The sequence below is a fragment of the Fictibacillus sp. 5RED26 genome (genome assembly GCF_015903895.1).
Classification (GTDB): domain Bacteria; phylum Bacillota; class Bacilli; order Bacillales; family Fictibacillaceae; genus Fictibacillus; species Fictibacillus phosphorivorans.
This window is the reverse complement of record NZ_JACZDU010000004.1, coordinates 187308-201459: the sequence shown is the minus strand read 5'-3', so window position 1 is coordinate 201459 and position 14152 is coordinate 187308. Positions and strand designations below refer to the sequence as shown.

12 protein-coding genes are annotated in these 14152 nt (G+C 38.6%); 9 read left to right on the top strand and 3 right to left on the bottom strand.

The annotated features are described in order from the left end of the window. Window positions 1–17 precede the first annotated feature (17 nt). On the top strand, window positions 18–947 hold the full coding sequence (locus IHV10_RS23025) for a methyl-accepting chemotaxis protein (RefSeq protein WP_197131651.1): 930 nt from the start codon (window positions 18–20) through the stop codon (window positions 945–947). A 64-nt stretch (window positions 948–1011) separates the two neighbouring features. Here IHV10_RS23025 and rpsD read toward each other — a convergent pair whose 3' ends face one another. Further along, the gene (gene rpsD, locus IHV10_RS15855; RefSeq protein WP_191751958.1) at window positions 1012–1614 is read right to left on the bottom strand and encodes a 30S ribosomal protein S4; all 603 of its coding nucleotides are present in this window, start codon (window positions 1612–1614) and stop codon (window positions 1012–1014) included. A 345-nt stretch (window positions 1615–1959) separates the two neighbouring features. Here rpsD and megL point away from each other — a divergent pair, with 345 nt between their 5' ends. Further along, a complete protein-coding gene (megL, locus tag IHV10_RS15850; RefSeq protein WP_197131649.1) occupies window positions 1960–3138 on the top strand; it encodes a methionine gamma-lyase in 1179 nt (392 codons plus the stop codon). A gap of 198 nt (window positions 3139–3336) precedes the next feature. Here the strand turns inward: megL and IHV10_RS15845 are convergent, their stop codons facing one another. Then, window positions 3337–3822: a GAF domain-containing protein gene (locus IHV10_RS15845; RefSeq protein ID WP_197131647.1), complete on the bottom strand. Its 486-nt coding sequence runs from the start codon at window positions 3820–3822 to the stop codon at window positions 3337–3339. Window positions 3823–3974: 152 nt separating this feature from the next. Here IHV10_RS15845 and refZ point away from each other — a divergent pair, with 152 nt between their 5' ends. After that, window positions 3975–4661, top strand: a complete 687-nt coding sequence (gene refZ, locus IHV10_RS15840) for a forespore capture DNA-binding protein RefZ (protein ID WP_231618368.1) — start codon at window positions 3975–3977, stop codon at window positions 4659–4661. Here the strand turns inward: refZ and hisJ are convergent. Then, window positions 4626–5459, bottom strand: coding sequence for a histidinol-phosphatase HisJ (gene hisJ / locus IHV10_RS15835; protein ID WP_197131644.1), 834 nt, complete (start codon window positions 5457–5459; stop codon window positions 4626–4628). The two genes, refZ and hisJ, sit on opposite strands and share 36 nt — an antisense overlap. 222 nt (window positions 5460–5681) lie before the next feature. Between hisJ and ezrA the strand changes: the two genes are divergently transcribed. The 6 genes from ezrA (at window position 5682) to IHV10_RS15805 (ending at window position 14129) form a co-directional block, all read left to right on the top strand. Then, window positions 5682–7373: a septation ring formation regulator EzrA gene (gene ezrA / locus IHV10_RS15830; protein WP_197131642.1), complete on the top strand. Its 1692-nt coding sequence runs from the start codon at window positions 5682–5684 to the stop codon at window positions 7371–7373. A 183-nt stretch (window positions 7374–7556) separates the two neighbouring features. Next, a complete protein-coding gene (locus IHV10_RS15825; protein WP_197131640.1) occupies window positions 7557–8699 on the top strand; it encodes a cysteine desulfurase family protein in 1143 nt (380 codons plus the stop codon). A gap of 5 nt (window positions 8700–8704) precedes the next feature. Beyond that, window positions 8705–9916: a tRNA uracil 4-sulfurtransferase ThiI gene (gene thiI, locus IHV10_RS15820; protein ID WP_197131637.1), complete on the top strand. Its 1212-nt coding sequence runs from the start codon at window positions 8705–8707 to the stop codon at window positions 9914–9916. A gap of 635 nt (window positions 9917–10551) precedes the next feature. Beyond that, window positions 10552–10737, top strand: a complete 186-nt coding sequence (locus IHV10_RS15815) for an alpha/beta-type small acid-soluble spore protein (protein WP_066243771.1) — start codon at window positions 10552–10554, stop codon at window positions 10735–10737. 129 nt (window positions 10738–10866) lie between these two features. After that, window positions 10867–12441, top strand: a complete 1575-nt coding sequence (mbcS, locus tag IHV10_RS15810) for an acyl-CoA synthetase MbcS (protein ID WP_197131633.1) — start codon at window positions 10867–10869, stop codon at window positions 12439–12441. 95 nt (window positions 12442–12536) lie between these two features. Continuing rightward, window positions 12537–14129 carry an amidohydrolase gene (locus IHV10_RS15805; RefSeq protein WP_197131631.1) on the top strand — a complete coding sequence of 531 codons (1593 nt, stop codon included), beginning with the start codon at window positions 12537–12539 and terminating at the stop codon, window positions 14127–14129. The last annotated feature ends 23 nt before the right edge of the window (window positions 14130–14152 follow it).

The window sequence follows — 14152 nt, the reverse complement described above, 5'->3', positions numbered from 1 at the left end:
AAGATGGGGATGCATCAATGATTACATTAAGCAACAACAGTTCTACGAAGAGCTCACAAGTCTTGAATGAAAGTGCTGTACTGGCAGCGATTGATCGATCAGTAGCCATGATTGAATTTGACCCTCATGGAAAAGTACTATGGGCAAATGAAAATTTTGCAACAACGGTGGAATACCATGTTGATGAGATGCCGTTTTTGGTCCATAAGCAATTTTGCACAGAAGAGTTTTTGCGAAGCGGTGAGTATGATCGGTTTTGGCGAAGTCTAAGAGAAGGTAAAACATTTCAAGAAAAGATTCAACGTGTAACGAAATCAAAGCGTTTGATTTGGTTAGAAGCTACGTATACACCCGTTCTGGATGAAAATCATAAAGTGACAGCTGTGGTAAAGATTGCAACAGATATTACGAATAGAGAAAATAATACGATCAGGGTTGCTTCCGACCTACAACAGATGTCCCTAGAATTGCTTACACGAGCGGAAGAAGGATTAAAGAAAAGTAATGAGATTTCATTATCTACCGAAAAATTAGTGTCTGAATCCCAACAGAATTTATCTATATTAGAATCTCTGAAAAAGCAAGCTACTTCTATAGAAGATATTGTAAAAACGATTCGTGAAATTGCGGCACAAACCAATTTGTTAGCGTTGAACGCAGCTATAGAAGCAGCTCGAGCTGGTGATCATGGAAGAGGATTTAACGTTGTGGCGGTTGAGGTTAGAAAACTGGCTAATCGCGTGCAAGACTCTATCCAAGAAGTGAATGCACATATTTCAGGGATCACTGGCGAGATAAACAAGATCAATGATGTGACTCACCGATCGCAAGAAGGGATAACCAATAACAAACAATTGATCGAACAAGCGATGCAAGAGTTCTTAGGTATCGAAACTTCTGCGAGACAGTTGGAGTCACAGGCAAGTAAGTTTAAGGAACTTCTATAGGTCTACAAAATAAGAAAAACCCCTAATGCCTTTAGAAAAGGTGTTAGGGGTTTCTTCACTCTTATTAACGAGAGTAGTATTCAACGATAAGTTGTTCTGTGATCTCAGCAGGAAGTTCAGAGCGCTCTGGTAAGCGAGTGAAAGTACCTTCCAATTTGTTTTCATCAAATGTTAAGAAATCAGGTACGAAGTTGTTTACTTCGATCGCTTCTTTAATAGCAGATGAGTTACGAGATTTTTCACGAACACCGATTACATCTCCAGCAGATAGACGGTAAGAAGCGATATCAACACGCTTTCCGTTTACTGTGATGTGACCGTGGTTTACTAGTTGACGAGAAGCACGACGCGTGCGAGCAAGACCAAGACGGTAAACTACGTTATCTAAACGAGATTCTAAAAGAATCATGAAGTTTTCACCGTGGATACCAGTCATTTTACCAGCATCATCAAAAATGCGGCGGAATTGACGCTCGTTTACACCGTACATGTAACGAAGCTTTTGCTTCTCTTGTAATTGTAAACCGTATTCAGAGATTTTTTTACGTTGAGTTGGACCATGTTGTCCTGGTGCGTATGGACGCTTAGAAAGTTCTTTCCCAGTTCCGCTTAGAGAAATTCCAAGACGACGAGAAACTTTCCATGTTGAACCTGTATATCGAGCCATTATAGACTCCTCCTTCACATGTTTGTTTGTGTTAAAACAACAACAGTGACTATGGCCTTTTCATGAGCATATTTTGTATGAAAAACATCTTCACTTCAGCAGCCATGAAGCTACGAGATGTTCCCGGATTAATTAAAACCAGGGTACAAAATAAAAACAAATGATGGACACAGTGCCGCTTATTTTACACAAAGAATAGTATAAGCTTTTTTGTTATACCGTGTCAACTCTATCTATAAATACATAAAACATTTTCAGGGACAAATTGTAAAAACATGAAAATTCATATATGATATGTTTAAGAAAGCGCTTACATTTTATATTGCCTTCAAAGGAGAAGTAAAAATGGACACAAAACGCTTTGAAACAGATGTGATTCACAAAGGGTATAATGCAGAACAACATAATGGGAGTTTGGCTCCTCCGATTTTTCAAACTTCAACTTTTGTATTTGACAGTGCTGAAACGGGTGCAGCACGGTTTGCAGGTGAACAGGAAGGATATATCTATTCTAGACTTAGCAATCCTACCGTCGCGATGTTAGAAGAGCGAATAGCAGCGATGGAAAAAGGGGAGAAAGGTCTAGCGTTTGGTTCCGGTATGGCTGCCGTGTCAGCTATTCTTCTCGGTTTAACGAAAACAGGTGATCATATCCTCTGTTCTGAAGGAGTTTATGGTTGTACCTTTGGCCTGCTTCAGCTTATGGAAGAAAAGTATCATATTACACACAACTTTCATTCGATGAACGATGAGGACTCAATACGGTCAGCAATTAACGACCATACAACAGTCATATATATTGAATCTCCGATAAACCCGACGATGAAACTTGTTGATTTAAGTATGGTGGCAAGAATTGCAAAAGAATTTAATATTCCAGTAGTTGTAGATAATACGTTTTCCTCTCCTTATCTACAGCGTCCACTTGAATTAGGCTGTGATATCGTTTTGCACAGTGCCACGAAATATTTATGTGGACATGGGGATGTAATAGGAGGTCTAGCGGTTGGAAAGCAAGAATTGATGAGCCATCTTGCTATGACCACTCAAAAGGATATTGGTGGAGTAATGTCTCCTTTTGATGCCTGGTTGCTTTTAAGAGGAATCAAAACACTTCCTGTTCGAATGGACCGTCATTGTGATAATGCAAAAAAGCTGGCAGACTTGTTAAAGAAACACCCTGCTGTAAATCGAGTTTTGTATCCGGGTGATTCTGATTTTCCTCAATACGAGCTTGCGAACAAACAAATGTTAAACGCGGGCGGTCTGATCAGTTTCGAAATAAAAGGAGATAAAGTGGTCGCACAAAAATTCATGAATGCATTAAGACTCATTAAAATCGCAGTTAGTCTTGGAGATGCAGAAACACTCATCCAGCATCCTGCTACGATGACGCACGCTGTCGTACCTGAGGAGAATCGTCTTCAGATGGGAATCAGTGATCAGCTTCTGCGCTTATCGGTTGGTTTAGAAGCATGGGAAGATATTTGGGGTGACATAGAACAAAGTTTAGATTCTTTATAAAAGGCTGTTTTCTTAAACTTTGTTGCTTCTGGAAGTAGTTGATTTCCGTTCCAAGCTGCTCGCTTTTCGCGTGGCAGGAGGCACGCACCTTCCACTCCAATCAACTGTAATGAAAGCAACACCTTTTAGATGAGCGTTATATACAAAAGAAGCCCTGCGCTTATATCGGCGCAGGGCTTTTTTAATAGGTAAGAGAAATTAGATATATCGAAGTAAAACCTCACAGAATTTTTCTAAGTTCTCTTGATCAATCTCATCAAATCGTTCCTTGTCTGGACTATCAATATCTAGAACTCCTAGGAGCTGGCCGTCTTTAACTAACGGAACAACGATCTCGGATTGAGAAGCTGCATCACAGGCGATATGTCCAGGAAACTCATGAACATCTTTTACTACTAATGTTTCTTGGTTTTGAGCGGACGTTCCGCATACTCCTCTTCCAAGAGGTATTCTTACGCAAGCTGGAAGCCCTTGAAAGGGTCCAAGAACTAATTGGTTCGTCTCTACTTCAAGTGTATAAAATCCGACCCAGTTTACTCTGTCTAAGAATTGATTCAGTAAAGCAGAAGCATTTGCAAGATTCGCAGTAGCGTTTGTTTCACCCTCAAGTAAAGCAGAAAGTTGTTTTAACAGAAGAGAATACCCCTCATTTCTGTCTGTGCTATATTGCTGAACGGAAAACATCAAGATTCCTCCAAACCTGATAAATTGTTTATTCTATCCTATCAAATAATGTTGAACTATACACCCAAAAGCCCTTATTTGTCGAGCGATTATTAAAGGTTTATGTCTTCCGCCCAAGAATTTTATACAAGAGGGAAGGACGGTGGAAGAAAATGAAGACAGATCCGATGGAAACGAAACTGAAAATAGCTGAGGCTGCGATTGCTCTTTTCACAAGCCAAGGATTTAAAGGAACGACCGTTAGGCAGATAGCAAAAAAAGCTGGTGTGAACATCGCTTTAATTTCGTACCATTTTGGAGGAAAGAAAGGTCTTCTAGAAGAGTTGATCACTTCATTTTTTGAAGGGTATATCAGAAGGATTGAAATCATCTATCATACATCGAGCTCTCCAACAGTAAAAGGGAGTTTTATTGAAATAGTAGAAGCATTGTTGATCTATCAACAGCGAAACCTTCCTCTTGCACGCTTTGTCTATCGTGAGATGACGCTTGATTCAACATTGGTACGTGAACTCATGTCTACCTACTTAGTAAAAGAAAAATACTTTTTGCAAACTTTGTTTGAAAAAGGGATGAAGAAAAAAGAATTCAGAAGGCAGCCTGTGGACTTTTTAACTATTCAGTTCAAGGATATGATGATGCTACCATTTTTGCATCCACTATATTTAGCTGAAGTGTATCAGATCAGTGCTGAAACAGAAACGTTCATCCAACCTTATAAAAAATGGATGATGAACTGGTTTGATAAATGTGTTTGTCTTCCTGAAAGAAAAAATCCCCTACTGTCTGCTGTTCAAAAGCCGTTATTCGGCTCTATTCAAGAGAAGTGGGGAAGTTAATGTTGCTGTTGCTACTAATTGATCAAATCCTTGACCGAGTCCCTTAGCACTGTGGGCATCAGACCCATAGACGAGAGGGATTTTTCTTTTTTGTGCTTCATTTATGATCCAATCTGAAGGGTAAGGCTCCAAACAATAAGGCTTAACAGCACCTGCCCCGTTATAATCCAAATACATTTTACGTTCAGACAAGGTTGTTAAAATGTCTTCTACTTCCTTTTCATAACTAAAATCTGGAGGGAAAAGTGTCTGAAACTTCTTAGCTAATGTGATATGACCAATCCTTTTTGGCTGATGCTTCCCAAATGAATGACTGATTGATCTTCTAACCGTTTGAAAGTATAGGGAGTAGACAGCAGAAAGGCTACCCGACTGTTCAATCAATTCTTTAAATACATTCTCATCATAATCCATGCAGTAGTGCTTATTTTTGACGTTTAGAAAATGAACAGAGAGAATGGCATCATCGAGCTCTGGCCAAACTTCTTTAAGAAACGTATTCGTCTCGTCTTCATATCCATCTATAAAATCAATCTCTAATCCAGTAAAAATCTCTATTTTACTTTTATAAAATTTCTTAACTTCTCTCAAAGTGTTAAAGTAACTTCCTAATTGTTCGTGTGTCATGCTACTGTCTTTTGTGGGAGCAGGATCGGTAAATGTATGAGGGAGCGGGGCATGCTCTGTAAAGGTAATACCTTTCATACCTAAAGAGATAGCTCTTTCGATATACATTTCAAATGTGTCTAGTGACCCATGGGGACAAAAAGGCGTATGGACATGTCCATCATAGTACATCTTTCTTACTCCTCCTTTCGACAAAATCTTCATTAAATTGGAAAAAAATTATCAGATTATGCAATTTTTTTGCGTCAAATGTTTGTTTACATGTTATCATAAAAGCATTAAACTGCAATTTTTATAGAATAAAAACTAAATTAGATCGGTAAAGCGATTTAAACATACGAATACATAATGTAGGCCATATAGAAATTTGAACAGATAGAAAGGGTGCCTTTGATGATATACATAGTCATTGCCATCGTTACATTCCTAGCATTGATCCTGTACGGTGCCATGTCACGCCGAAGAGTGTATAAAGAAATTGATCGACTCGAAGCATGGAAAATGCAAATTATGAATCGCCCATTAACAGAAGAGATTTCAAAAGTTAAGGGTATGGCGATGATTGGGGAAACGGAAGAAAAATTTGAAATGTGGCGTCAAGAATGGGATGAGATGGTAACGGCTCAACTTCCTAATTTAGAAGAAGACTTATTCGACGCTGAGGAATATACAGATAAGTACCGCTTTAAAAAAGCTAGATCTATTTTAGCTGGGGTTAGCCAATCATTAGAAAAAATTGAATTGCGAATTAAAGAGATTACTTCAGAGATTAATGAGTTAGTTACGAGTGAGGAACTAAATCGAGAAGAGATCGTTGAAGCGAAAGAAAAGCTGCAAGAAACAAAGAAGTACTATTTAACACATATCCGCGCACTTGGTCAGACAGCACCAATTTTTGATAAAGAGCTGGATGAGATTAAAGCACTGTTTGAAACATTTGAATCACTTACTGTACAAGGAAGCCATCTAGAAGCTAGACAAAGACTTGTAGAGAGTTTAAACCGTATTTCAGACTGTAAAACGAAGATGCAGGGTGTTCCTGAACTTCTAGTGATCCTTCAATCGGATATACCAAATTCACTGAAAGAATTAAGTGCAGGTTTTACTGAGATGGAACAGCAAGGCTACGTTCTACATCATATCGGTATTGAAAAAGAGATCAGTTCTTTGAAAGATCTTAACGAACAAGCGTTGAACAGAGTGTTAGATTTGGAGCTTGAGAGTGCTCAAAGAGATATGGACGAAACGGTTCAGAAAATGGATCAGCTCTATGAAATGCTCGAGAACGAAGTGCATTCTAAGCAATTTGTAATTAGTGAAAGAGAAATCTTTTTCTCTTCCATTCAAGATCTTCAAGATAGAATTGAGAATTTAAAGCAAGAGACCCAAATTGTTTCTTCTACTTACTTAATCGAACAAAATGAAGCAGAAATGCAAAAGAAGATTGAAAAACTGTTTCACAAGCTACAGAGTCGTTTCTTAATCATTGAAGATTCAATAGACGAAAAAAGAGAATCTTATTCAGTTATTCGAGAGATGATGGAAGAGATGCAAAAGCAGATGGAAGAACTGCAGCGTTCTCAGAAAGTATATGAAGAAATGCTTCATAACTTAAGAAAAGATGAGCTTGAAACGAAACAAAGCTTAAGAGAACTAAGAAAGAAACTGCTCGAAGCAAGAAGAATGGTACAAAAGAGCAACCTTCCTGGATTACCGGAACACTACTTGATCACGATCGGGAAGGCAGAAGAATATATCATCGAAGTTTCTAAAAAGCTGGATGAGAAGCCTCTTGAAATGTCAGATGTTTCTTATGTACTAAACAAAGCGCACGAAGCAGTAAACGAAGGTTACGATGAAACGTCTAAGATGATCGAGAATGCTTTCTTAGCTGAGAAGCTCATACAGTACGGCAATAGATTCAGAAGTTCTTATCAATCTGTATCCGTTCGATTGATTGAAGCAGAGATCGCTTTTCGAAATTATCAGTATGAAGATGCTCTTGAGATTGCAGCTTCTGCGATAGAAAGTGTTAGACCTGGAATCCTTAAAGAGATGGAAATCAATTTAAAGTCACATGTATAAAAACTGCGAGGATTCAATTCCTGCAGTTTTTTTGCTGTTTAAAGGAAGTTTAAAGGAATTTTATTTTAGTGAGTTTACAAAAACTGGGTTATAAGTGGAGATGTGCACGATAGCTAAATTATGGTATGATAATGAAATGTGTGTTTTAGAACGGTTTGGAATGGATAATTGGAGGATTCAACAATGATTTATTTGGATAATAGTGCAACAACAAAGCCATATAAGGAAGTACTTGATACGTTCGTTACGGTGTCAGAAAGGTATTTTGCCAATCCATCTTCCCTTCATTCTAAAGGAGGCGAAGCTGAGAAATTGCTTGGTCAGGCCAGAAAGTCAATTGCTCAGTTACTGGAGGTTGCTCCATCAGAAGTCGTTTTCACCTCTGGTGGTACAGAAGGCAACAATATTGCGATCAAAGGGATTGCTTTTCAACATCAAAATCGAGGTGAACACCTTATAACATCTTCTGTTGAGCATGCATCGAGTCATGAATCCTTTCAATATCTTGAATCACAAGGTTTCGAAGTAACGTATCTTCCGGTGGATCACAACGGTTTGATTTCATTAGAAGAACTTAAGTGTTCGATCCGGCCAGATACGATTCTTGTTTCACTTATTCATGTCAATAACGAAACGGGAACGATACAACCTATTCAAGAGATAGGTAAGATCTTGAAAGAGCATCCGAAGATTTTTTTCCATGTCGACAATGTTCAAGGTGTCGGTAAGGTTGACCTGCCACTAAAGGAGTGGGGGATTGATCTATGCACGATATCTGCCCATAAAATTCACGGTTTAAAAGGAAATGGGATTCTATTTGTGAAGAATGGTGTGAGTGTCTCTTCTTTATTCACTGGTGGAGAACAAGAATTAAAGAAAAGAGCCGGGACTGAAAATGTTGCAGGTATTGTAGCTATGGCAAAAGCGTTAAGGTTAATTCTTCAAGAAATGAAGGAAAAGAAAGAAAAATTACTTGAGATTAAACAGTTCTTAATTGAAGAGTTGCGTTCCATAGATGGAATAGACATCAATACATCTATAAAGTACTCAGCTCCTCACATTATTAATTTTTCAGTGAAGGGTATCAAACCAGAAGTGCTGATCCATTCCCTTGATAAAAGAGATGTTTATGTATCAACTCGATCTGCATGTTCATCAAAACAAGGTGGAGCTAGCCGTATCTTACTAGAGATGGGGTTAGGAGAAAATCGTGCTTCGACGGCTATTCGTTTGAGTACCTCCTATGGAAACACTTTGAAAGAAGCAGAACTGTTTTTAAAAATATTAAAAGAAGAACTAATAAATATTAAGAAGGTAATGAGGTAATGAAGATGATTTATGATCATTTAGTCGTACGCTATGGTGAATTATCACTAAAAGGAAAGAACAGAAGGCATTTCGAATCACAGCTTTTTGAAACAGTAAAAAGAAAAATGCGTCCGTTTCAGGATCTGAATATGTCAAAACACTTTGACCGAATTGTTATTGAGTTAAACGGCCAATCATATGAGCCTATCGTTAAATCTTTACAAGATATTTTTGGCATCCACTCGATCAGTTTAGCTGTAAGATCTGAAAATGACTTAGAAGCGATTCAGAAAGCAGCGTTAATCGCTCTTAATGAAGCGATGGAAGGAAAGAAGACGTTTAAAGTTACTGGTAAACGCTCATTAAAGTCCTTCCCAGTTAACTCCATGCAGCTTAACCAAGAAGTTGGAGGATACCTTTTAAGAAACACGGAAGGTTTAACCGTTGATGTTCATAATCCAGATGTAAATGTAAAAGTGGAAGTAAAAGATACAGGAACTTACATCAGCTCAAAATCATTTGAGGGAGCTGGCGGTCTGCCGATAGGTGTTGGCGGTAAAGCGATGCTAATGCTTTCAGGTGGTATTGACAGTCCAGTAGCGGGATATTTGACTATGAAGCGTGGTGTTCGTATTGAAGGTGTTCATTTTCATAGTCCGCCATTTACAAGTGAACGAGCAAAACAAAAAGTGGTGGATCTGACACAAGAGCTCACTCGCTATAGCGGAGGCAAGATCAAGCTTCATGTTGTACCTTTTACAAAAATTCAACAAACGATCAAAGATAAGATTCCGTCTAGTTATAGCATGACAATCATGAGAAGAGTAATGCTTAGAATCACTGAGCGTTTAGCGGAGAACAACCATGCGATGGCTATCGCGAACGGAGAGAATCTCGGCCAAGTTGCAAGTCAGACGATGCATAGCATGTATGCGATCAATGAAGTAACAAACCTGCCTATTCTTCGCCCTGTTATTACAATGGATAAACTAGAGATCATGAATTTGTCGCATAAAATTGGAACATATGAGATTTCAATTCGTCCTTATGAAGATTGCTGTACCATTTTCTTGCCTTCTGCACCAAAGACTAAGCCGAAGCGTGAGAAAGCGATTCGGTTTGAGAAAAATATTGAAAACCTTGAAGAGTTGATTGAAGAAGCGGTTAATGAAGTTGAGACGCTGATTCTTGAAGAAGGGAAATCAACGGACGAAACGTTTGATGATTTGCTCTAAGGCATTTTTTGCGTGTTTTTTTAGTTCTTGAAAGTAGTTGATTTCCGTTTCAGGTTGCTCGCTTTCCGCGGGGCAGGCGGTGAGCCACATTCGAACGTTTCACTTTTAAGTGTCTCACCTGCCCACCTGTCCCGCAGGAGTCTCGCACCTTCCACTCCAATCAACTAGTCAATGAAGAAAATTACAAAATAAATCAGCCTCTTTAAAAACATCAAGATTATTAACTTTAAAAGTTTGATGACAAGTTAATCAAGGTAAGTCATAAAAAAAGTCTGCATATTGTGCAGGCTTTTTTTACTTATAGAGCTGTTGTTTTTGCATTCAGATTGTCTGTCCATTGCAATTTACTTAGAGTGCAAGGATGCTTGCCTGCTACATGAGAAGCTACTTTTGAAGGCATGCAACGAGAAAGCGTACTGAGGAAGCATTGACTTGTTAGATGCAGTAGCAAGTATGCAACAGCAAGCTTGAAGTGGTCATTTTTATAACTGAAGTTAGCAAGTGTGTGCTGAAATCAACTGCGTTCAATAGCCTGCTTCTTAACTAATATACGAAATGGCAACACACACAACAATTTCCAAGAATTGAATCGGCCATTTAGACACATCTTATTAGTACAAAGGAGGTGAAACAACATGGCAAACCAAAACCAATTAGTAGTACCAGGTGCACAACAAGCTGTAGACCAAATGAAGTATGAAATCGCTTCTGAATTCGGTGTAAACCTTGGACCAGATTCAACTTCACGTGCTAACGGATCTGTAGGTGGAGAAATCACTAAGCGTCTAGTAGCTCAAGCTCTAGGTGGATACTCTAAATAAATAGCAAATGGCTAACGGAGCGGGTTGTCCCCGCTCCTTTTATTTTTGTACATATATGACTAAATTTTAAAAATTTTCTAAAATATATTATAATGGTAAAGAACAACATGAATTGAAAGGGTGAAGTAAATGAACTTGATTGCTCCAAACATTTATAATTTAACAGAAGAAATGGAAAAGTATGCTTTAAACCCTGAAAAAAAAGCTTTAATCTGGATGGATGAACAAGGTATTACAGAGGAGATTACATATAAGAAGCTCCTAGACAGAGCGAATCAAATTGCAAATTCTTTAGAAGAACTTGGACTGGCTAAAGGTGATAGAGTTCTGATCATCATGCCGCGACTGATTGAAACATATGCGGTGTATATCGCTTGTTTGAAAGCTGGAATTTCTGTTATTCCATGCTCAGAAATGTTAAGAGCTAAGGACCTGAGCTACCGTGTTCAGCATAGTGAAGCTAAAGCGATCATTGCGGATTACCGATTTACAGAGCAAGTTAATGAGATCAAAGACCACTTGCCTACACTTACATATAAAATTAGTGCGAACGGGGAAACAGATAATTGGTTAAGCTTACAAGCGATTACGAATGATGTAAGCGTTTCCTATAAAGCGCCTGAAACGGCAAGAGATGATATGGCTTTTTTATCTTACACATCAGGTACAACCGGCCAGCCTAAAGGTGTGGTGCATACACACGGATGGGCATATGCTCATATTCGTACTGCTGCTAAGAGCTGGCTAAACATTTCAGAAGATGACAAAGTTTGGGCAACGGCTGGACCAGGCTGGCAAAAGTGGATCTGGAGTCCATTCCTATCAACATTAGGAACAGGTTCTACCGGTTTTGTCTATCAAGGTAAGTTCGATCCCAAAAAATATTTAACACTTTTACAAGACCAGAAGATCTCTGTTTTATGTTGTACACCAACAGAATATCGTTTAATGGCAAAAGTAGATAATTTGGATCAATATAAGCTACCACAATTAAGGAGCGCTGTATCGGCTGGAGAACCGTTAAACCGAGAAGTGATCGATACGTTCGAAAAATATTTCCAAATTAAAGTACGTGACGGATATGGACAAACAGAGAATACGTTATTAGTCGGTACGATGGAAGGTATGGAGATCAAACCAGGTTCAATGGGTAAGCCGACGCCTGGAAATGATGTTGATGTCATTGATGAAAACGGAAAACCTGTTGCTGCTGGAGAAGTTGGTGATATTGCCGTTCATAAAAATTGTCCTGCTCTGTTTAAAGAATATTATAAAGATCGTGATCGAACGATGATGGCTTTTCGTGGTGACTATTATGTGACGGGTGATAAAGCGAAGAAAGATGCTGAAGGCTATTTATGGTTCGAAGGCAGAGGTGACGATATAATCATCTCCTCAGGGTATACGATTGGACCTTTTGAAGTAGAGGATGCACTTGTAAAGCACCCAGCTGTTAAAGAATGTGCGGTGGTGGCAAGTCCAGATGAAATACGTGGTCATATTGTTAAAGCGTTTGTTGTTTTACGAGATCATACTGCAAGTAACGATGCCTTAACAAAAGAACTTCAAGAACACGTAAAAGAACTTACAGCTCCATATAAATACCCAAGATCCATAGAATATGTTGATGATCTTCCAAAGACAACTTCAGGAAAGATCAGACGTATCGAGCTTCGTCAGCTAGAAGCATCAAAATCAAGATGATTTTTAAGGAAAAAGCAGATAACTTATCTGCTTTTTTGCTTGGTTTTTAAGTTATACTACTTTTAACAGAAGATGAATAAAGGTGGTCAAATAAATTGGGGACTCTCTTTTATAACGGAAAAATCTACACGATGGCAAACGAAGGTGAACATATTGAAGCTGTTTACGTGGAGAACGGTCATATCATTAAAACAGGAACGGAAAAACATCTAACTAATACATTTAGAGAGCATATTACGAAAAGGGTTGATCTAAATGAGAACTTCATGTATCCGGGATTTGTGGACAGTCATCTACATTTGATCGGTCATGGTGAAAAGTTGATAAAACTCGATCTCTCAGAAATGACTTCTGCTGAAGAGATGGAACGTGCTCTGAGAGAAAAAGCAACTACACTTACATCCGATGAATGGTTGATTGGAGAAGGATGGAACGAGAACAATTTTATCGACCGTAAGATTTTTCATAGACAAGAACTTGATGATATTTCAAGAGGACGTCCTGTTCTTCTATCCAGAGTGTGTCGGCATGCATTTTTAGCGAACACAAAAGCTTTAGCATTGGCAGGTATTACTAAGGAGACGATCGATCCTCCTGGTGGAATTATCGTAAGAGATAATGATGGAGAAGCAACAGGGCTGTTACATGATAGTGCTGCAGAACTTGTAAAGAAAGCTGTGCCAGAAGCTTCACAGAACTATTTGAATACGGCCTTAAAAACCTCTATCAAACATTTACTTTCATTAGGATTAACAGGAGGTCATTCGGAAGACTTAAGCTATTATGGGTATGTAGAAAGGCCATTGAGTGCTTATCGAACTGTCATTGATGGAGAAAAGATTAAGTTTCGAGCTCATCTATTGGTGCATCATGAAGCCTTTGAAGACTTCAAGAATGTTAAAAAGGAATATGAGTTGCCTTTCGTAGAGTATGGAGCATTGAAAATATTTGCAGATGGAGCTTTTGGAGGCCGGACCGCTTGGCTATCTCAGCCATATAATGATGCACCGGAAACCTCAGGTGTATCGATCCATGCAGATATTGATCTAGCTAAACTTGTTCAAAAAGCGAGAGAGTATCATATGAATGTTGCTGTACATACGATTGGTGATATGGCATTGAAACAAACGATTGAAGCGATAAAAAATCACCCTGCAAAGGAAGGCAGAGATCGCCTAATTCATGTTGGACTTGTAGATGATAATTTAATTGCAGAAATGAAACAACTTCCAGTCATACTAGATATTCAACCAGGATTTGTAGCATCAGACTTTCCATGGTTGATCGAACGACTCGGTACGGATCGAATTCCAAATGCTTTTCCTTTCAGAAGATTGATCGATGAAAAACTAATTTGTGCAGGTGGCTCTGATGCTCCTATTGAACCAGTGGATCCGCTTCTTGGAATATTTGCTGCAGTAACACGAAGAAAACCAGGGGAGAGTCATGAAGGTTATGTTCCAGAGCAAAAATTAACAAGGTTTGAAGCGATATCATTATATACTGTCGGAAGTGCTTCTGCCATTATGCAAGAAGATGTTAAGGGGGTCATTAAAAAAGGATATTTAGCTGACTTTACTGTATTAGATCAAGATCTATTTGAAGTTTCAGAAGATGAGATCTTAAAATCTAAGGTTGTACTTACAATTGTAGATGGTGATATTGTCTATGAGAACCAGGGTTTGTAGAACGCGAATCATGAACCAAAAAA

Coding starts and splice junctions, on each gene's coding strand:
- IHV10_RS23025 (WP_197131651.1), top strand. CDS start 18: ATGATTACATTAAGCAACAACAGTTCTACGAAGAGCTCACAAGTCTTG.
- rpsD (WP_191751958.1), bottom strand. CDS start 1,614: ATGGCTCGATATACAGGTTCAACATGGAAAGTTTCTCGTCGTCTTGGA.
- megL (WP_197131649.1), top strand. CDS start 1,960: ATGGACACAAAACGCTTTGAAACAGATGTGATTCACAAAGGGTATAAT.
- IHV10_RS15845 (WP_197131647.1), bottom strand. CDS start 3,822: ATGTTTTCCGTTCAGCAATATAGCACAGACAGAAATGAGGGGTATTCT.
- refZ (WP_231618368.1), top strand. CDS start 3,975: ATGAAGACAGATCCGATGGAAACGAAACTGAAAATAGCTGAGGCTGCG.
- hisJ (WP_197131644.1), bottom strand. CDS start 5,459: ATGTACTATGATGGACATGTCCATACGCCTTTTTGTCCCCATGGGTCA.
- ezrA (WP_197131642.1), top strand. CDS start 5,682: ATGATATACATAGTCATTGCCATCGTTACATTCCTAGCATTGATCCTG.
- IHV10_RS15825 (WP_197131640.1), top strand. CDS start 7,557: ATGATTTATTTGGATAATAGTGCAACAACAAAGCCATATAAGGAAGTA.
- thiI (WP_197131637.1), top strand. CDS start 8,705: ATGATTTATGATCATTTAGTCGTACGCTATGGTGAATTATCACTAAAA.
- IHV10_RS15815 (WP_066243771.1), top strand. CDS start 10,552: ATGGCAAACCAAAACCAATTAGTAGTACCAGGTGCACAACAAGCTGTA.
- mbcS (WP_197131633.1), top strand. CDS start 10,867: ATGAACTTGATTGCTCCAAACATTTATAATTTAACAGAAGAAATGGAA.